The sequence below is a fragment of the Paenibacillus xanthanilyticus genome (assembly GCF_042682185.1).
Lineage (GTDB): Bacteria > Bacillota > Bacilli > Paenibacillales > Paenibacillaceae > Paenibacillus_Z > Paenibacillus_Z xanthanilyticus.
Map to the genome: position 1 here is coordinate 3,942,129 of NZ_JBHUHA010000001.1, position 17,645 is coordinate 3,959,773.

Below are 17,645 nucleotides of genomic sequence, written 5' to 3' on the forward strand. Positions count from 1 at the left end.
TAACAATCCAAGTACGAGAGCTATCTGACGGAGTTAAGTATGCGCCGCTTAGGTACCTCTGAAGAAAGAACATGCCGACTGATATAGGCGACCTCATGCTGTTAACAAAAGAACGACTATTCGTATTAGTCAGTTAATTATAACATTTATAATTAGCGATTGAAAAGCGAACACGGCCTATATTTTCCTCAAAACTCACATTTTGTCGTTTCCCGTCGTGCCGGCGGCCTCCTCTTCCGGAGGAACCGCTTGGGCTGCGCGGCTGGCGGCTTGCTTGCCGCCAACAGGCGACCATGCGCTGTTCTTATACATGCGCAAATACGCGACGACGCCGATAATGGCTACCAGAACGCCGAATGCGATGACCATCGTCGTGACCCATGGATGAACCATTATCCTGCTCCCCCTTTTGCCAGCCCGTTTTTCCAGTTATAGGCTAAGTATAGGCGAAAGGGAGAACGCTTTCAATGCGGTGGCCAAGCCGCTACAAAATTGTAACATTGTAACGATTACGTTACTTTTCGGAACGATGCCCCTCCCCAAGCGAGGCGCTGCCCGTCTTCGGCGTACACATGGCCTTCGAGCGTCAGCGTCCGGCCCGCCCGGTGGATCAGCTCCGCCTGGCAGGTCAACACGCCGCCGGACGCGCTTTGCAAATAGTGAATGTTCAGCTGCGCCGTGACGACCTTCTCGCCCGGACAAGCCAGCATCGCCGCCATCCCCATCGTGTTGTCCATGAACGTCGCGAGCACGCCCCCGTGCACGATGCCGTACAGGTTCAGGTGCTCCGGGCCGATCGCCAGGCATAACCCGGCCTTGCCCGACTCCGCTCGGATCAGACCGCAGCGGAGGCCGCCGCCGAAGTCGACGCCTTCCGGCGCAACCAGGCGAAAAACGCTGTCGGACCGCATCCCGTGCTTGCCGGGCTTCTCGCGCTCGCTCATCCGCAATCCTCCTCGCGTACTCGTCGTCTCGGGTCGTATTAGGCGGCAGAGGAATAACGTCATGCGGGTTAGCCGGACGGTTGTCCGCCTCCCCCGTTCTCGGGACGCGTCCCGTTCTTCGCCTCCTCTTCCTCGTGCAGCTTGCGGTGCAGCACTTTGCCGATCATCGACATCGGCAGCGAGCCGCGAAACTCGTATTGATGCGGAACCTTGAAGGCGGCCAGCCGCTCCCTGCACCAGAGGTTCAGCTCCTCGGCCGTTACGGACGCATCCTGAACCGTGACGACGAACGCCTTGACGCTCTCGCCGCGGTACGGATCGTTGACGCCGATGACCGCCGCCTCCCTGACCGCGGGATGCTCGTGCAGCACCTCTTCGATCTCGCGGGGGTAAATATTAAATCCCCCGGCGATGATGACATCCTTCCGCCTGCCGACGATGGCGAAATACCCCTCCTCGTCCATCACCGCCAGATCGCCCGTATGAAGCCATCCGTCCTTCAGCGCGGCTGCGGTCGCCTGCGGGTTGTTCCAATAGCCGAGCATCACCTGCGGCCCCCGGACGAGCAGCTCGCCGACGGCGCCGATCGGTTGGTCTTCGCCGGTGTCCGGATCGACGATCCTCGCTTCCGTATTCGGAAGGGGCAGCCCGATCGAGCCGGTTTTGCGTTTGCCCCATAGCGGATTGGCATGGGTGACCGGCGAAGACTCGGTCATGCCGTAGCCCTCGGTGAGTTTGCCACCGGTGATCGCTTCGAACCGCTGCTGTACATCCAGCGGGAGCGCCGCCGCGCCGCTGACGCACGCTTCAATCGACGATAAATCATATTTATGCAGCTTCGCCGCGTTCATGATTGCGATGTACATCGTCGGTGCCCCGGGGAAGATCGTCGCCCGATTCTTGTGAATCGCTTTCAACACTGCCGTCGGTTCGAATCGCGGCAGCAAAATAAGCAGCCCGCCGCGCAGAATCGCCTGATTCATTAATACCGTCAATCCGAACACGTGAAACAGGGGCAGCGCGGCGAGGAAGCGTTCCTTCCCGTCTCGCATCCTGTAGCACCAGGCTGACGTCTGCAGCGCGTTGGCGATCAGATTGCGGTGCGTGAGCATGACGCCTTTGGGCAAGCCGGTCGTCCCGCCCGTATACTGCAGGAGCGCGATGTCCGCGCCGGAATTCACCGCGAGCGGGACCGGCCCCGCGGCCGAGCCGGCCAGAAAACGGCCGTAAGCCTGCACGCCATGGATGCCGTACGGAATCGGCGCGCGCTTCGCCCTGCGCTGCGTCAGCGGGAAGAGGACGTTCTTCGGGAAAGGAAGCGCCTCCTGCATCGTGGCGACGATCACGTGCCGGAGCCCGGGAAGCGGACCCTGCGCGGGGTCAGCTCCGCGGGCAGCCGCTACCCTCGGATATAACAGATCGAGCGTCAGTATCGCCTTAGCCCCGCTGTCCCGCAATTGATGGACGAGCTCCCGTTCGACGTACAGCGGATTCGTCATGACGACGATCGCCCCCGCCATTAACGCGCCGAAATAACCCGCGACGGCCTGCGGACAGTTCGGCAGCATAATGGCCACCCGGTCGCCTTTGGCCACACCCGCCGCCTGCAGTCCTGCCGCGATCCGGCAGGCATCCGCGTGCAGCTTGGCGTACGTCGTCCGCTTGCCGAAGAAATCGAGCGCGTCATGATTCGGATACTTCTCCGCCGCGCGGATCAGCAGCTCGTAGATCGCCTCATCCGGAATGTCGACCTCATGAGGCACCTCCACCGGATAATGCCTGTACCATAGCCGCTCTTTCTCCCTCTCTTGCTCCATCGACGATTCCCCCCAGTTCAGGTTCGGCCGCTTGCCGGGCGCCGGGGCGCGGCCGGATGGATCGCGTTAACAGATGTAGCCGCCCGTACGAATGACCGCCGCCGCTATGCCGCGCTTTAAGCCGATCGTGTCGGTGAGCGGCGCCCGCATCAATTTGCGCAGAATGCCCAGCTGGCTCTGCAGCGCGTCGCCGCTCTCCAGCGCCGCCAGCACCCGCTTCGCCTCGGCGTCGATGCGGTCCATCCCTTCCTGCACGAACACGGCCGTCATCTCGGCGGCCAGCTGCGACCCCGACGCGCCCTCTGCGCTGAGCAGCCTTTTGCGCGCGCGCAGACAGGCGCTCTCCATCGCGTAAATCTGAATCATCATGTCCGCCAGCGCGCACATGACCTCCTGCTGCTGCTCCAGCCCGAGCCCGTACTTCTGGACCGCCAGCCCGCCCACCGCCAGAAACGCGATTTTCGCTTGACTGATTCGGTACGTCTCCTTCGCCAACGGCTCGCTAAATGCGGGAAGAGGCATCGGCTGATGCAGCTTGTGCTGGAGGGCGCGCGCCTTGCGGAGCAGCGGCAGCTCGCCGCGGAGCGCCTTCTTCATCAGCGCAGTCGGGATCAGCAGCCGGTTGATCTCGTTCGTCCCTTCCACGATCCGGTGAACCCGCGCGTCCCGGTACATTTGCTCCGCCGCGCTGCCCTGCATATACCCGTAGCCGCCGTGGATCTGCAGCGTCTCGTCGACGATCCGGTCGAGCGCTTCCGTGGCGAATATTTTGTTCGCCGAGCATTCGATCGCGTATTCTTCCAGCATGAAGGAGACAGCCTCCCAGCCCCCGTCCGCTTCGGCGGCGGAATCGGCGCGCATGCCCCGCAGCGCGTCTTCGAGCCGTCCGGCCGTCCGGTAGGCCATGCTTTCCGCCGCGTAAGCCGCGATGTTCATATCCGCGAGCTTGGCCCCGATGAGCGGAAATGCGGATAGCGTCCGGCCGAACTGCTTGCGCTTGCCCGCGTAACGGACCGCCGACGCCAACGCCTCCTTCGCGCCGCCGACGCAGTGCGCCGCCAATTTGAAGCGCCCGATATTAAGCACGTTGAAGGCGATTGCATGCCCATAGCCAATCTCGCCCAGCACATTCCCTGCCGGCACGGGCGTATCTTCGAAATGAAGGGGGCAGGTCGACGTTCCGTCGATGCCCATTTTGCGCTCTTCGGGACCGATCTCGAAGCCGTCCATCCCCCGCTCGACGAGGAAAGCCGTGATGTAATCGCCGTCCACCTTCGCGAAGACGACGAACACGTCGGCCGCCCCGGCATTGCTGACGAATTGCTTCGTCCCCCGCAGGATATAATGCCTCCCGTCGGGCGACAGCCTGGCCGTCGTCTTCAGCCGCAGCGCGTCCGAGCCCGCCCCCGGCTCGGTCAACGCGTACGCCGCGAGCCGCTTGCCGGCCGCGAGGTCCGGCAAATACCGCGCTTTCTGCTCCGCGGTGCCGAATAACACGATCGGCAGCGTGCCGATCCCGGCATGCGCGTTCATCGTCAGGCCGAACGAGCCCGCCGCCGCGAGCTTCTCTGCCAGCAGCGTCGAGCTCGACCAATCCAAGCCAAGTCCGCCAAAGGCCGCCGGCACGTCCGCGCCGAGCAGGCCGAGACCGCCGGCCGCCTGCAGGCTCGCCTTCGTGGCCGCCGCATCGAACCTCGCAGTGCCGGGGGCTCTGGCTGCTTCGGCGGCTGCGAAAGCGGCAGCCGTCTTGCCGTACGCGAGCTGCTCCTCCGTCAAGTCCTCCGGCGTCGCCGTCCGTTCCGGCGGCATATCGTCGACCACGAAGCGTCCGCCCCATCGGTTCGTCCCGTCGTTTGCCATACGGATGCTCCTTTCCGCGCTTATGCTCTCCCTGCGCTTATCCGTCCCAGACTGCCCGCTGCCTCCAACGCGCCGCGATTCGGGGAGAAGAACAGCCAGGACAAGCGGTAAGCGCTTACATAAATCGTTAAGTATTTATATCTATGACCGTCGCGCGGGCGTGATGCCAACCGCCTGCCGCATCACCAATCTGCCGGAGCGCGCTATTTCGTTCTCTTCCGCATCTTATGCATCGCCCGTAGCCGTTGTTTGGGATGAGGAGAAAATCGACCTGCTCGCCAGCCGCAGTCCTTCTCCCTCGACACGAACAAAAAAACGCAGCCCCAACGGGGCTGCGCCTGCGATTGTTCTTACAGCTCCTCGGAGCTGATCAGCTTCACGTCCGGATTAATCAACCATTTGCCATCGGCCGACTTCTCGATCGTGTAGATATAATGCGTGCTGTAATGGGCATCTTCGCCCTGCTCATGCTCGATGAACGAGACGTGCGCCACGCCCTCTTCGTAGACGAAGATGTTGATTCCCTCGTGCGAGAACGTATCGTCGTAATCCGCGAAGAACTCCTTGTAGTAATCGACGAAGCCGTCTTTCTCGGCCGCGTTCAAGCTGTACGTCGCCGCCAGCGCCTCGGCGTTCTCGTCGTTCAGCGCCTTCACGTTGGCCTCAAGCACGGCGAGGATCGCCGCCTTATCCGCGTCCGGCACGGCCGGCTTCTGCTTCACCGCTTCTTCCGCGCCCGGATAGATCGTGTCGTCCACGCTCAGTTCGTAGATCTTCCACGAGCCGTCCGCCTGCAGGTCGACCGTAATCGTCAGCAGATCGTTCTGCTCCAGATAGAAGCGCGTCTCGCCCGCTTCCTTGGTCGTCGTCGCTTCCACCGACAGTACGGCCGTCTTGCGGTCGAAAGCAAGCAGCTCGACGTCGTCGAATACGGTATTCGTGCGGACGTCGCCTTCTTTCGCCGCTTCCAGCTGCGCTTTCAAATCGGCCAACTGCGGCGAATCCGCGGCGAAGAGCGCCAAGTAACCCGCTTTGTCTTCGCTGCTCGACGCCGTCTCCAGCTTGTCGAGCAGTCCGGTCAGCGCCGCGTATTCTTTCTCCGTCGGCACCGGGAAGCTCAGCTCGACGACCCGCGTTTTATTATTCCAAGTCACGTCCAGTCCCGAAGCTTCGCCGATGAAGCGCAGCGGCACGAGGGTGCTGCCGTTAACCGCGATCGGCTTCACCGCGGCTTGAGGCGCCTTGCCGTTCACGAGCGTGTTCGTCGTGCCAATTTGCATTTGAATGGTCGCCGAATCGGATTCGCCTACGATTTTCTTCGTCTTCGCGTCATAGCCGACCTCGTAGCCGAGCGCTTCGAACAACGTGCGGAACTCGACATACACTGTGTTCGACTGCACGACCGGCGCGACCTTCATGGTCAGCTCTTCGCCGGCGAGGACGACCTTGATCGGCTTCGGCGCGACAGTCTGAGCGGCCATGCCCGGCTGGGCGAACGACAAGGTCAACGCGGCGCCTACCAATAGCGCGGAACTACGCTTCATCAGGGAAGATTTCAAGAGAACAGCTCCTAATAGTTAATATAGTCTATTGATCAATCGATGCTAGATTAACGGATCGAAGGCCCCATCGTCAATGGTGCTTTTTACCCTTTATCCGGGCCGTGGCGAACATGGCGATGATCGCGCCGTAAAGCGCGACTTCCATGTCGTGATGCGCATCCCACGGGTCGCCTTGCGAGCCGAGAAACAGCGCGCCGCGCTCCGGATCGAGTATGAACGTCACCCACATCTCGATCAGCTCGTAGAAGGCGCCCAGCGCCAAAATAACGCAAGGGACGATCGCGCAGGACCAGCCATGCCGAACGCCGGCGACGCGCCGCAGAAACTCGTAGACCGGATAAGCGATCAGCAGGCCGAACGCGAAATGCACGACCCGGTCGAAATGATTGCGCTCGAACCCGAACAGCGCGGCCAGCCAGCGGTCGAGCGGTGTCTCGTTGTACGAATAATGGGCGCCCACCGTATGCAGCGCGATGAAGGCGAGGATCAGTAGATACGAGGCATTGCTCCAGGCGAACCAGCGCCGCGACGCGATCAGTCCCGCCGCCGTCAGCAGTGTCAACAGATTTTCCAGCCACCAGTTGAATTTGCGGTAAGGATCATGACCCATCCAAAGCCAGAACAGGACGAACGCGATCAGCGCCGCCTGCAGCGTCCGATTGGCGCGGAAAGGCTGGACGCCCCACGCGCGCGCGGACGCATCATCGCCGCGTTGTGAAATTTCCGACATCTATACGACCCCCGATTGTCTCTATTCGTCTTCATTCGTCTTCATTCGTAAGCCCTCGATTGCCTCTAAGCCGTGATCGGCTCGTACACGCATGCCCGAACCAGCCCGCCTTCGAAATCGATCGTCTCGTACATCTCGAGCTGCTGAATGCGTCCGAGGCGCTCGTACTCGTGGGCCGCGACCCACTCCCGAAGGAGCGCGTACGTAAAATCCGCCGCAGCCGCCGGCCCCCGGTGCTCCGTCACCGCGTACGACTGCGCCGGAATCGCATGCACCGCCTCCGCTTCGGGCGCGTCGCCCTCCCGTTCGACCTGCGCGCACAGCCAGCCTTCCTCCTCGGTGCCCGACGCGCCCGCCGGCGTGAAGAGCCGAATCCAGCCGTCCGCCCCGATCCTGCCCGTAATGCGTTCGAGCCGCGCCGCGCCTTCGCCCTGCACCCAATCCAGGAAAGCCGCCCCGTCCCGATAAGCCGCCGGAATCCGAATGCCCGCCAGCAGCATCTCGCCGCGCGCCACCACCCGCACCTCCCGCTTCCGGACCGGCACGTAGATCTCGGTCATCCCCCGGGGCTGCAGATCATCCGTGAACACCTCGAACCGCGGCTGCTCGAAATCGAGATTGTACGCTTCCCGCCGGGCCTCGTCCTTAAAATGCTGCCAGAACGCCGGAATCTGCCGCTCTTCGAAACGGAAGACCAGATGCTCCGCCGAATGAAGCGTGAACGGGACCATCCCCGGCGGCAGCTCGCCGAACGCCGACACCCGCCTCGCCGCGATCAGCCCGTCGCTCAGCGTGACGAGGTACGTCTGCGTTCCGAGCGTGTGTGGAATTTCGCCGCCCCGCTCCTTCAGCTGCCCGAACAGCACCTGCTCGGTCTCGTGGGGCTGGATGCCCCGGAAGCCGACGAGCTGAATCTCCTCGGTCATGACGCCCCTCGCTTGCATGCGTACGTCCATCGTATCGCGAACCACCATCGCAATCCCTCCTTATGGTATAGAACGAGCGTCCCGCTTATGAAAATAATCATCCTTTCTTCTGTTTACCCCGTAAAAGCAGCCCAAAAGCGCCAAGTCGTGCGGTTCTCCTCTCCTCCGAACGCGTTTTGTCCTCTGCGCGCAGGCGCCGAGTCCAACCGCGATCAACGCCGGAAACAACCCTTGACTTTCGCAACAGGCGGGAGTATAACAAAACTAATCAATCGATAACCCACATTCCTAGACGGGAACACGCACGTCCGCCTTAGGCAATCCCCAGAGAATCGGCCCTGCGCTGAAAGCCGATGTTTGCCGCCGGACGCGGATGAACCTCATCCTCGCATCCTCCCCGAGAAGCCTGGCCGAACCGGCGAACCTGCGCACGCAAGGGACGCGAAGTAAGCTTGGACGGTATCCGCCGTTATACGGAGCGCGTATGGTGGTACGCGGCAGAGCGCATGGATCGCCCAGTCTTGGTGGCAGGCGGCGGTCCGATGAACAAGGGTGGTAACGCGAGCAGATCTCGTCCCTGACTAAGGGGCGGGATTTTTTTATTTGGGAATCGGGCCTATCAAAAGGATAGAGAGAAGGATGGCGATCGGGATGGAGAAGGAACGAAGCGGCTTGGAGCCGCAAGAGGAATACGGCCGGATCGGCATGGCCGAAATCGCACAGGCGCAAATTCACGTGAAAGACGCAGTCGTCCGCACGCCCCTGCAGCATAACCGGGTGCTCTCGGCGCGGTACGGCTGCGACGTGCTGCTGAAGCGCGAAGACTTGCAGGTCGTCCGCTCCTTCAAGCTGCGGGGCGCGTACCATCTGATGAAGTCGCTCCCGGCCGACCGGCTGTCGCGCGGCGTCGTCTGCGCCAGCGCGGGCAATCACGCCCAGGGGGTCGCGTATTCGTGCCAGACGCTTGGCATCCCCGGCAAAATCTACATGCCGAGCACGACGCCGCGCCAGAAGGTGAATCAGGTCGCGTTCTTCGGCGGTCCGGACGTCGAGATCATCCTCACCGGCGATACGTTCGACGACGCCTACGCGCAGGCAATCGCGGCCAGCGAGAAATACGACATGGAATTCGTCCACCCGTTCGACGACCCGAAGATCATCGCGGGCAACGGCACGATCGGCAAGGAAATCATGGAGGCCGTCGAGTCCATGCCGGACTACGTCTTCGTCACGATCGGCGGCGGCGGCTTGGCCGCGGGCGTCGGCGCGTACGTGAAGGCGGTGTCCCCGTCGACGAAGCTGATCGGCGTCGAGCCGGAGGGCGCGCCGTCGATGAAGGCCTCGCTCGAAGCCGGCAGCGTCCAGCCGCTCGACACCATCGACAAGTTCGTCGACGGCGCGGCCGTCAAGCGCGTCGGGGACCTCACCTTCCGCATGTGCCGGGAGCTGCTCGACGACATCGTCGTCGTCCCGGAGGGCAAAGCGTGCACCGCGCTGCTCGACCTGTACAACGAGAACGCGATCGTAGCCGAACCGGCCGGCGCGCTCACTGTGGCCGCGCTCGACCTGTACCGCGAGCAGATCGCCGGCAAGACGGTCGTCTGCGTCATCTCCGGCGGCAACAACGACGTCGACCGGATGCAGGAAATCAAGGAGCGCTCGCTCGTCTACGAAGGACTGAAGCATTATTTCATGCTGAACTTCCCGCAGCGAGCCGGCGCGCTGCGCGAATTCCTCGACGAGGTGCTCGGCCCGGACGACGACATCGCCCGGTTCGAATATACGAAGAAGCACAACAAGGACAACGGCCCGGCGCTCGTCGGCATCGAGCTGAAGCACCGCCAGGACTACGAGCCGCTGGTCGCCCGCATGCGGGCGAAGGGATACCAGTTCCTCGAGCTGAACAAAGACCCGCTGCTCTTCAATCTGCTGATTTAGAGAGCGGCACACCGCAAGGCGCGCATTCCTCCGACCGAAGGGGATGCGCGCCTTGCGGCGTTCCGTCCGCCTCCGGGCGATCGGTGCGCTCCCTATTCGCCCCCCTCCGCCTTCAGCAGCGGCGCGTACATCATGAGCGAGCGGTTCTCGGCGATCAGCTCGTCGGCGACCAGCTCGCCAGCCGCGTTCCACGTTCGGCGCCCGATCCGGTTGCTGCGCTCGTACCCGCCCCAGTACGCCTGCGCGATCCGGTGGTCGCGCTCATAAATCTCGTAACGCAAGACCGGCGCCGCCGTCGACCGCCATTCCCCGTACAGGCGGTGGTCGCGAAGCTCCAGCACCAGCTGGTAGTCGGCCTCCGTGTCGTTGCGGATCATCAGATCCAAATAGTTATACGCGCACGTTGCCCCGCTTCCGAACGGCTGCGTCCGACCCGCATCGGGGAACACGTCATAGCTGTGTCGGTGCCGCTCCGTGACCGTCAGCGGCGAGTGCAGCGTCATCCAATAGACGAGATTCGACAGCTGGCAGAGCCCGCCGCCTACGCCGGCCTTGAAGCCGCCGTAGAACAGCACCATGCCGGGCACGTAGCCCTTCCGCTTCGTCGGCTTGCCGATCGTCCGCCAATAGGACAACGTCTCCCCGGGCCGGATGACGATGCCGCTTAGCCTCCGCGCCGCCAGCGCCAGATTGATTTCTTTGTTATGCTGCATCCACATCTCCACGTCCTTCAGCTTCCGCAGCGTCGGCGTGTCGTGGCGGAACACCGGATACGGCAGCGGCTTCGCCTCCCGCCGCTTCGCGTAGGTGATGCCCCCGAACCACCAGTACAGCCGCCTCTTCCACGTAAAATATTGCTTCCCCGCCGCCAGGCGCAGCGCGGATCGCTTCACCGGCTTCGAATCGCCCGGTGTCCGCAGACGACGCAATCGCATGATGGAATCTCCCTCCTCTATCGCTCCCCGTTCGTTCTCGCACCTTCATTTTATTGCCATCCGCTTGCTGCCAGCAATAAAGAAAGTCTAAAAGTTTCGCCCGCCGTCCCGGTTCGGGCGTATATTCGGCGGCGCCTAGGTTATACCAGAATTAGAAGGTCGGCCCTCGGCTAACAAACGTTTCACGCCGCGTTCACATTCGCATGACAAAGGCGGTTTACGATCGGCTCAGGAGGTGTTTTCCCCCATGAGCATCGAGAAATCCAGGTCAGGACGCGGCATCGGCCCGAAGGTGCTGCTGCTGTACGCATCCTTCGGCGACGGCCATCTACAAGCCGCGCGCGCCCTTCGGGAGGCGTTCGAGTACCGCGGCGCCGGCCGCATGATCCTCGTCGATCTGCTGGCCGAAGCGCATCCGTGGATGAACGCGGTGACCAAACAGCTCTACGCCAAAAGCTTCACGCTGCTGCCCGAGTTATACGGCTTCGTCTACGACGCCACCCGCCCGATGCGCCATGACTCCCTCTTCGCGCAATGGCTCCATTCCTTCGGCCGGGCTAAGCTGCGAAGCTTGCTGCAAACGCACCGGCCGGATGCCGTATTCCATACGTTCCCGCTGCTTGCGATGCCTGAGGTCAGGAAGCAGCTCGGTCTCCAGGTGCCGACGTACACGGTCGTCACCGACTTCGATCTTCACGGCCGATGGGTACATCCCGATATCGACCGTTACTATGTACCGACCGAGGATATGCGCGCCGAGCTGATCGCCCGTCGTATTCCGTATTCGCGCATAAGCGTCAGCGGCATTCCGCTGCGGCGCGGCTTCGGCAGCGTGACCGTAAGCCCCGCGCTTCGAACGAAGTACGGCATTCCCTCCGGCTCGCAGGCCGTCCTCGTCATGGCGGGCGCCCAAGGACAAATGAGCGACGTCGCCGATCTATGCGAGGCGCTGTTGGCCGTGCCCGAGCCGCTCGTGGCGGTCGTCTGCGGCCGCAACGCTAAGCTGGCGTCCGCGCTGCGAGAGCTGTTCGAAGCGCATCCCGCGGCCAACCGCCTGCGCGTGTTCGGTTACGTCGAGCAGATGCATGAATTGATGGCGCTCTCCGTCTGCATGGTCACGAAGCCCGGCGGGCTGACGCTTGCTGAAGGGCTTGCCAGCGGACTGCCGCTGTTCACCCCATCGCCCGTGCCCGGGCAGGAGCTGCGCAACGCCCGCTACTTGGCGCGCTGCGGCGCGGCCGTCATGACCAGCGGCACCGAAGAGCTCGCAGGCGAAATCTTGAAACTCCTGGGCGACCCGCTTCGTTTAAAGAACATGCAGCAGGCGCTCGCGCGGCTTGGCCGCCGGTACGCCGCGGACACGATCGCATTAGACTTTTTATCCAGCTTGAATATAATGGAAGAAGCGCATCCGACCGCATCGTCCGCGCCGACCAATGCGGACGATGCGGCATACGGAGGCCGCTTCTGACCAGATAACCCAAGGACGTGAGCGAAATTTCGAAGCGATTGTTCATGCCGGAGATCGCCTTGTTCTCCGTGATTTTGTTTCTTGTCGAATTCGTCCGCGGCGCCGCGCTCGTCAGCTTCCTGCCTGTCTTCGGGCAGAAAACGCTGGGCTTGAATTTCGACGTCATCGGCATTGCCATCACCGCCCATTATTTAACCGATACGGCGCTCAAAATGGGCATCGGCGCCCTGCTCGACCGGTTCTCCATCCGGTTCGTCGTCCACGTGGGCCTATTGACCTCGCTCGCCGGCATCGCGCTGCTGCAATTCGCCTATTCGCCGTGGCTGTTCATCGTCGCTTCCGCTCTGTACGGCGTCGGGATCTCGCCGATCTGGATCGTCTGCCTGACGCGGGTAAGCGAAGAGAAACGGGCGACCCAGATGGGTTACTTGTACACCATCTGGCTGGTGGGACTCGGCGCGGGCCCGGTCGTCTGCAACTTTATCATCGACCACAGCATTAGCGCGACGTATTACATCTTGCTGGCCATGTCCGCGCTCTGCTGGCTGCTTTCGCTCTTCATCTCGGGCGAGAAGGCCGCGAACGTCGTGTCGCTGCCGATCCGGGAGCAGTTCAAGGTGCTGGGCGAGCGGCTGCGGCATACGAAGCTGCTCCTGCCCGGCATGATCCTCCAGACCGGCGGCGCAGGCATGCTCGTGCCGATTCTGCCGAGCTTCGCGGAGAACCGGCTGGGCTTAAGCGGCGCGCAATATTCCCTGCTGCTGCTTGCCGGCGGCGCATGCACGGCGGCCGGACTGATTCCGTTCGGTCGCCTGTCCGACCGGCTGGGCGGCAAGAAGTGGTTCCTTGTGTTCGGCTTCGTCTTCATCGGCGTCGCGCTCTATCTGCTGTCGACGGAGCCCTCGATTGGTATCAGCATCGCGCTCGCGGGCCTGCTCGGCCTATCGTACGCCGCGCTGCTGCCGGCTTGGAACGCTCTCATCGCCAACTATGTCCCGCCCCAGCAGGCGGGCCTCGGCTGGGGTATTTTCTCCACGGTGGAGGGCATCGGCGGCATGCTGGGCCCCGTCGTCGGCGGCGTGCTGGCCGCCTCGATGGGCGAGCCGTCCGTCGTCTTGTACAGCGCCGTGCTGTATGGCGTGATCGGTTTCTTCTACATTTGGTTCCCGTTCCGCTCGTTTACGTAGAGAGGCCTTACCCGCCTTCGCTTATTAAGGAGATCGCCTAACTCATGAGTCAAATCAATCAGTGGATTCACGAACTGAAGCAGCTCGACCTCGATCATCTTCAACGGACGCTCCAGAGCTATTCGGCGTTCGGCCCGCTGCCGGGCATCGCGCTGACGATGATCGAGTCGTTCCTGCCGATCCTGCCCCTGCTCGTCTTCGTCGCGGCGAACGCGAACATCTACGGGCTCTGGCTCGGCTCGCTCTACTCCTGGATCGGCGTCAGCGCCGGTTCTCTTATCGTATTCATCCTGGCCCGCAAGCTCGGCAGGCGGTTTCGTCCTTGGCTGCAGCGGCGTTATCCAAAGATGGAGAAGTTTTTCGACTGGGTCGAGCACCGCGGCTTCACGCCGATTTTCCTCTTCGCCTGCTTCCCGTTCTCTCCATCAGCACTCATCAATATCGTATCGGGCATCGGCAACGTGCCGTTTCGGTCCTTCCTGCTGGCCGTTCTGCTTGGCAAAGCCGTCATGATCTTCGGCGTATCCGTCCTCAGCTTCGACATCGCGGACTTAGCCGAGGAACCGTGGCGCATCGTGGTCGCGGTCGTGATGATCGTCGTCATGTGGTTCGGGGGCAAGAAGCTCGAGTCGCGCTATAAGTTGAAATAGTGAACAATTCGGGGGAATGAAACGTTGCTGACGTGGGGAAACAGCTTAGGTCCGCTCCCGTTGGCCGGATGGATGAGCAGCTTCGCCACCGGCGGCGTCCTGCTCCTCGCGCTCGGGCTCGTCGGCGCCATGTTCGCGATCATCCGGATCACGACGAGCGACTCGGAGAAGCATCGGGAGATTCGGGATTTCGTCGAGACGTTATTCGGCACGCCCGCCCATCTGCGGCCCGGCGGCGGAGCTCCGGAGGAGACGGCGGCCGGCAAGGAAGAACGTGCATCGTCCGCAGCCCCGAACGGTCCGGCTTACTCGGAGCCGTGTCCGGGATGCGGAGATACGGTCACGCAGGCGCACGCGGATTGCCCGGGATGCGGTCTTCGCCTGCAATAAACAACAAGCCATGCGCGCCCCTCGCCGGAGCGTGCATGGCTTGTTTGGCGTTACGCGGATGCATCGTTTTCCGCCGGAACCGATACATAGTTTGCCCGCTTCCGCGCACACTGTAGAAGCAATTCTTTGCGATGCAGCTTACCCACGATAAGGAGGTTTGCACATGTCAGGCGAATTCCCGTCCGAAGCGCAAAACCAAGCCAGCCAAGCGCAATCCGAAGCCGACCGCTCCGGCAAAGGCAAAGCGAAGGCGAGCGCCATGCAGTCCAAAGCGGACAGCGCGGCAATGCGCAAGCACGGCTTATAACCGTTCCGCAAGCCGGGCATGCTAAGCTAGGAGCTTATGCTGCCGGCTCAAGCAAGCACGCCATTGTCCGTTAAGGAGGAAATGCAATCATGAGCGAAGAGCAGAACCATTACGAGATGCAGCCGATGTCCGACGAGCATGTCGAGGTCGACGGCGTCTACCGCAACGAGTGGGGCCGCGAAGAGAAGCTGAAGCGCGGCGAAACGTTCCCGGCGGATCCGCAGATGGGAACAAGCGAATGGCAGCTGGTCGAGCTAGACTTCGAGAACCATCATAACGGCGAGACCGATCCGCGCCTCATACCCAAAGACGATTCCCTGGGCAACGACGCCGGCGGTCACGAGCGTTCGCACAGCCCGCACAAGATTCGCCATCGCCAAGCCTCCAAGAAATAAATGCGCGAAACCCCGCAGAAGGACGATGCTGTCCAACAGCGGGGTTTCGCGCATGTTCGCCTCGCAAACAATTAAGCTTGTTAAAAGGCAAACGACAAATAGCTCAGCGTTCCCATATCATAGCCGCGGAACACAATGTCCGGCGTATGCTTCGATCCGCTTCCGAGCGCGACGTACAGCGGGACGAAATGCTCCGCGCGCGGCACGGCCATGCGGGCCCCCGGCGCAAGCTCCTCCATCCGCTCGATCAGCCAATCGTCGAACGCGACCGCCCAGTCCTCCGGCTCCCGCTGTCCCCATTTGATCATGCGCAGGTTATGCACCGTCACGCCGCTGCCAATGACGAGAATGCCCTGCTCGCCGAGGCCTCGGAGCGCTTCTCCGATCCGGTAATGGGCCTCCGGCGAACGGTACGGATTGACCGACAGCTGTACGAGCGGTATGTCCGCCTTCGGATACATTTGGTGCAGCAGCGTCCACGTGCCATGATCCAGCCCGCGCTCGGCGTCGCGACTTACCGGAATGCCCTGCTCCGCAAACCTCGACTCCAGCATCTCCGCCACCATCTTCGACCCTCTGGCCGGATATTTGATTTGATAAAGCTCATCCGGGAATCCGCCGAAATCGTAAAGCGTTTCATACACGTCGTCCGTGTAAGTCATCGCCAGTGTCTCGGTCTCCCAATGGGCGGTAAAAACGACGATCGCTTTCGGTTGATACTGCTTCCCCAGCTCGCCGAGAAACGTGGCGTATTCGGTTTGCTCGATCGCCAGCATCGGTGATCCGTGCGCCAAAAATAAAGCCGGCAGCATACATACAGCCCCTTTCCTATCAAAGTGTTATTATCGGTTACTTTATGTAAGTTAGTTTATATTCATAATGGTCATATGTCAAGTAACTATTATTTCTTTAGCACCTATTCATTTGCGTCATTAACGGCTATAATAGAATTAACGAGGTGATGACAATGCATGATTCAATGTGTCCCAAATTCGATAAAGCGATGCAGCTGATCAGCAAACGTTGGACCGGCTTGATCATTCATCAGCTGCTGGCTGGCCCCAAGCGATTTTGTAACATTGAATCCGCCATGCCCATTAGCGGCCGGCTGTTGTCCGAGCGGCTGAAGGAGCTGGAACAGGAGCGGATCGTCCGCCGGGACGTCTATCCCGAGACGCCGGTTCGCATCGAATATTCGCTGACCGAAAAGGGACATGCGCTAGGTCCGCTCTTTAAGGAATTGGAGCACTGGTCGCACGAGTGGATCGAGCTGGACGAGGCGGATTTCCCGGCGGCCGTCGTCGCGGAAGACCGCGCTTAGGCGGACCTGCACGTTGGATGGCGACTCTATTCGCTTTAGATACGCCTTATACAGAGAACGCCCGCTGCCGTAACCGGCTAGCGGGCGTTCGTTGTTTCATGACCTTAGCTATTCATGACATTAATCAGCGCCGCGTTCCGCGCCTTCCGCGTCCCGCTGCATCACCTGATCCGCCAGGCGCTCCAGTCGGCGCAGATGGAAGGCGTACTCGAACACGGCGGAGCCGACGATCCGAGCCGCTTGCGCTCGTCCGGGTCCTGGATCAGGTATTCGTTAGCTGCATGAGCAGCCGCGCCTCCGTTCCTCGGCGCGCAGAAGGAACGCCGTTCTTCAGCTTGCCCTCGGGCTGTGAGCAGAATCTGCTCGTAGATATTTGGGTCGAGATCCTCGCTCTGGTCGTCGAACTGCTTCGCCCACTTGCCGGCTTCCGCGCGGCGACAATAATGTCTCCTCGACCGCCTCAGCAAATCCGCCACCTTGCTCGAGCGCCTTGATATGCTGCTTGGAGATGAGCAGCTGCTGGCTCTGGCTTGACGGCGGGCTTCGGCAGCAGCGAGCCGCTCCTCCTCGACAGCGTGTAGCGCTCCTCCATGCTTGCGCAGCGTGCCGACAGAGTCTCTCACCTCTCCTTCCGGTGGACGTCCTCCTTCAGCTCGTTGGAGATCGCCATCCGCAGCAGGAGCGACAGCTCGTCGAATGCCTCGTGCACGCTGCATCGTTGACTGCTTGCGCGGCGCGGCGTGGAGATGATGGCAGATTCACCGCGAAGGCGGCGCCCATCCCGGTCAGCACCTGGAGAAACCGCTCGGCCGCGAACCACCAGCCTTGGCCGTCCGACTCCAGGATGTACGACGACCGTCACGAGCGTCAGGTAGCGATCGTGGCCTCATGCGAAGCTTGATACAGATCATAATGACGCTGATGCACACAAGACCGACCGATATTGCCGTGTTTGCCGACAGCTCGTGATGGCCGCACAGCCCACACATCGCACCAGCACGTTCGTCTGCAGCTGATCGACCGTGTTTTGCCACGACACGCGAATGGACGCTGATGGATATCGCCGCAATGTACGAAATGTATCGGTGGACGGTGAAGCCGAACAGGCTCGCTTGGGAGGTAGATCGCCAGCGCCATGGGGGGCAGGTACAAGGCTCCGTCCAATATGCACTTGAGCTCGGCGGCTGCCATGAATGGCGGGGTGTGGGCAAA

18 protein-coding genes are annotated in these 17,645 nt (G+C 61.7%); 8 read left to right on the forward strand and 10 right to left on the reverse strand.

Annotated elements, in window-relative coordinates:
• Positions 1-195 precede the first annotated feature (195 nt).
• The 7 genes from ACFSKT_RS16950 to ACFSKT_RS16980 form a co-directional block, all read right to left on the reverse strand.
• Positions 196-393: a hypothetical protein gene (locus tag ACFSKT_RS16950; protein ID WP_377717278.1), complete on the reverse strand. Its 198-nt coding sequence runs from the start codon at positions 391-393 to the stop codon at positions 196-198.
• Positions 394-509: 116 nt separating this feature from the next.
• Positions 510-944, reverse strand: a complete 435-nt coding sequence (locus ACFSKT_RS16955) for a PaaI family thioesterase (RefSeq protein WP_377717279.1) — start codon at positions 942-944, stop codon at positions 510-512.
• Between the two features lie 68 nt (positions 945-1,012).
• Positions 1,013-2,761, reverse strand: a complete 1,749-nt coding sequence (locus ACFSKT_RS16960) for a long-chain-fatty-acid--CoA ligase (RefSeq protein WP_377717280.1) — start codon at positions 2,759-2,761, stop codon at positions 1,013-1,015.
• A gap of 66 nt (positions 2,762-2,827) precedes the next feature.
• Positions 2,828-4,621 carry an acyl-CoA dehydrogenase family protein gene (locus ACFSKT_RS16965; protein ID WP_377717282.1) on the reverse strand — a complete coding sequence of 598 codons (1,794 nt, stop codon included), beginning with the start codon at positions 4,619-4,621 and terminating at the stop codon, positions 2,828-2,830.
• A gap of 350 nt (positions 4,622-4,971) precedes the next feature.
• Positions 4,972-6,180, reverse strand: a complete 1,209-nt coding sequence (locus ACFSKT_RS16970) for a stalk domain-containing protein (RefSeq protein ID WP_377717283.1) — start codon at positions 6,178-6,180, stop codon at positions 4,972-4,974.
• 73 nt (positions 6,181-6,253) lie between these two features.
• Positions 6,254-6,913, reverse strand: coding sequence for a DUF2238 domain-containing protein (locus ACFSKT_RS16975; RefSeq protein WP_377717284.1), 660 nt, complete (start codon positions 6,911-6,913; stop codon positions 6,254-6,256).
• 65 nt (positions 6,914-6,978) lie between these two features.
• Entirely contained in the window at positions 6,979-7,887 is a 909-nt protein-coding gene (locus ACFSKT_RS16980; protein ID WP_377717285.1) for a GyrI-like domain-containing protein, read from the reverse strand.
• Between the two features lie 657 nt (positions 7,888-8,544).
• Between ACFSKT_RS16980 and ilvA the strand changes: the two genes are divergently transcribed.
• On the forward strand, positions 8,545-9,777 hold the full coding sequence (gene ilvA / locus ACFSKT_RS16985) for a threonine ammonia-lyase IlvA (protein WP_377717360.1): 1,233 nt from the start codon (positions 8,545-8,547) through the stop codon (positions 9,775-9,777).
• Positions 9,778-9,869: 92 nt separating this feature from the next.
• Here the strand turns inward: ilvA and ACFSKT_RS16990 are convergent, their stop codons facing one another.
• Positions 9,870-10,712, reverse strand: coding sequence for a VanW family protein (locus ACFSKT_RS16990; RefSeq protein WP_377717287.1), 843 nt, complete (start codon positions 10,710-10,712; stop codon positions 9,870-9,872).
• Positions 10,713-10,959: 247 nt separating this feature from the next.
• On the opposite strand from ACFSKT_RS16990, the gene ACFSKT_RS16995 reads away from it, so the two are divergent.
• The 6 genes from ACFSKT_RS16995 (at position 10,960) to ACFSKT_RS17020 (ending at position 15,112) form a co-directional block, all read left to right on the forward strand.
• The gene (locus ACFSKT_RS16995) at positions 10,960-12,183 is read left to right on the forward strand and encodes an MGDG synthase family glycosyltransferase (protein WP_377717288.1); all 1,224 of its coding nucleotides are present in this window, start codon (positions 10,960-10,962) and stop codon (positions 12,181-12,183) included.
• Positions 12,184-12,200: 17 nt separating this feature from the next.
• A complete protein-coding gene (locus ACFSKT_RS17000; protein WP_377717289.1) occupies positions 12,201-13,370 on the forward strand; it encodes an MFS transporter in 1,170 nt (389 codons plus the stop codon).
• Between the two features lie 44 nt (positions 13,371-13,414).
• Positions 13,415-14,020 (forward strand): TVP38/TMEM64 family protein, encoded by a 606-nt coding sequence (locus ACFSKT_RS17005; protein WP_377717290.1) that lies wholly within the window; start codon positions 13,415-13,417, stop codon positions 14,018-14,020.
• 24 nt (positions 14,021-14,044) lie between these two features.
• On the forward strand, positions 14,045-14,410 hold the full coding sequence (locus ACFSKT_RS17010; RefSeq protein ID WP_377717292.1) for a hypothetical protein: 366 nt from the start codon (positions 14,045-14,047) through the stop codon (positions 14,408-14,410).
• A 163-nt stretch (positions 14,411-14,573) separates the two neighbouring features.
• Positions 14,574-14,717, forward strand: coding sequence for a hypothetical protein (locus tag ACFSKT_RS17015; RefSeq protein WP_377717293.1), 144 nt, complete (start codon positions 14,574-14,576; stop codon positions 14,715-14,717).
• 89 nt (positions 14,718-14,806) lie between these two features.
• Positions 14,807-15,112 (forward strand): transposase, encoded by a 306-nt coding sequence (locus ACFSKT_RS17020; RefSeq protein ID WP_377717294.1) that lies wholly within the window; start codon positions 14,807-14,809, stop codon positions 15,110-15,112.
• An 80-nt stretch (positions 15,113-15,192) separates the two neighbouring features.
• Here the strand turns inward: ACFSKT_RS17020 and ACFSKT_RS17025 are convergent, their stop codons facing one another.
• A complete protein-coding gene (locus tag ACFSKT_RS17025; protein WP_377717296.1) occupies positions 15,193-15,924 on the reverse strand; it encodes a DODA-type extradiol aromatic ring-opening family dioxygenase in 732 nt (243 codons plus the stop codon).
• 155 nt (positions 15,925-16,079) lie between these two features.
• On the opposite strand from ACFSKT_RS17025, the gene ACFSKT_RS17030 reads away from it, so the two are divergent.
• On the forward strand, positions 16,080-16,433 hold the full coding sequence (locus ACFSKT_RS17030; protein ID WP_377717297.1) for a winged helix-turn-helix transcriptional regulator: 354 nt from the start codon (positions 16,080-16,082) through the stop codon (positions 16,431-16,433).
• Between the two features lie 161 nt (positions 16,434-16,594).
• Here ACFSKT_RS17030 and ACFSKT_RS17035 read toward each other — a convergent pair whose 3' ends face one another.
• Complete coding sequence (locus ACFSKT_RS17035; protein WP_377776329.1) at positions 16,595-17,056, reverse strand: hypothetical protein; 462 nt, start codon at positions 17,054-17,056, stop codon at positions 16,595-16,597.
• Positions 17,057-17,645 lie beyond the last annotated feature (589 nt).

Bases quoted from the DNA above. Each gene is read 5' to 3' on its own strand.
- ACFSKT_RS16950 (WP_377717278.1), bottom strand. From the start codon at position 393: ATGGTTCATCCATGGGTCACGACGATGGTCATCGCATTCGGCGTTCTG.
- ACFSKT_RS16955 (WP_377717279.1), bottom strand. From the start codon at position 944: ATGAGCGAGCGCGAGAAGCCCGGCAAGCACGGGATGCGGTCCGACAGC.
- ACFSKT_RS16960 (WP_377717280.1), bottom strand. From the start codon at position 2,761: ATGGAGCAAGAGAGGGAGAAAGAGCGGCTATGGTACAGGCATTATCCG.
- ACFSKT_RS16965 (WP_377717282.1), bottom strand. From the start codon at position 4,621: ATGGCAAACGACGGGACGAACCGATGGGGCGGACGCTTCGTGGTCGAC.
- ACFSKT_RS16975 (WP_377717284.1), bottom strand. From the start codon at position 6,913: ATGTCGGAAATTTCACAACGCGGCGATGATGCGTCCGCGCGCGCGTGG.
- ACFSKT_RS16980 (WP_377717285.1), bottom strand. From the start codon at position 7,887: ATGGTGGTTCGCGATACGATGGACGTACGCATGCAAGCGAGGGGCGTC.
- ilvA (WP_377717360.1), top strand. From the start codon at position 8,545: ATGGCCGAAATCGCACAGGCGCAAATTCACGTGAAAGACGCAGTCGTC.
- ACFSKT_RS16990 (WP_377717287.1), bottom strand. From the start codon at position 10,712: ATGCGATTGCGTCGTCTGCGGACACCGGGCGATTCGAAGCCGGTGAAG.
- ACFSKT_RS16995 (WP_377717288.1), top strand. From the start codon at position 10,960: ATGAGCATCGAGAAATCCAGGTCAGGACGCGGCATCGGCCCGAAGGTG.
- ACFSKT_RS17005 (WP_377717290.1), top strand. From the start codon at position 13,415: ATGAGTCAAATCAATCAGTGGATTCACGAACTGAAGCAGCTCGACCTC.
- ACFSKT_RS17015 (WP_377717293.1), top strand. From the start codon at position 14,574: ATGTCAGGCGAATTCCCGTCCGAAGCGCAAAACCAAGCCAGCCAAGCG.
- ACFSKT_RS17020 (WP_377717294.1), top strand. From the start codon at position 14,807: ATGAGCGAAGAGCAGAACCATTACGAGATGCAGCCGATGTCCGACGAG.
- ACFSKT_RS17025 (WP_377717296.1), bottom strand. From the start codon at position 15,924: ATGCTGCCGGCTTTATTTTTGGCGCACGGATCACCGATGCTGGCGATC.
- ACFSKT_RS17030 (WP_377717297.1), top strand. From the start codon at position 16,080: ATGCATGATTCAATGTGTCCCAAATTCGATAAAGCGATGCAGCTGATC.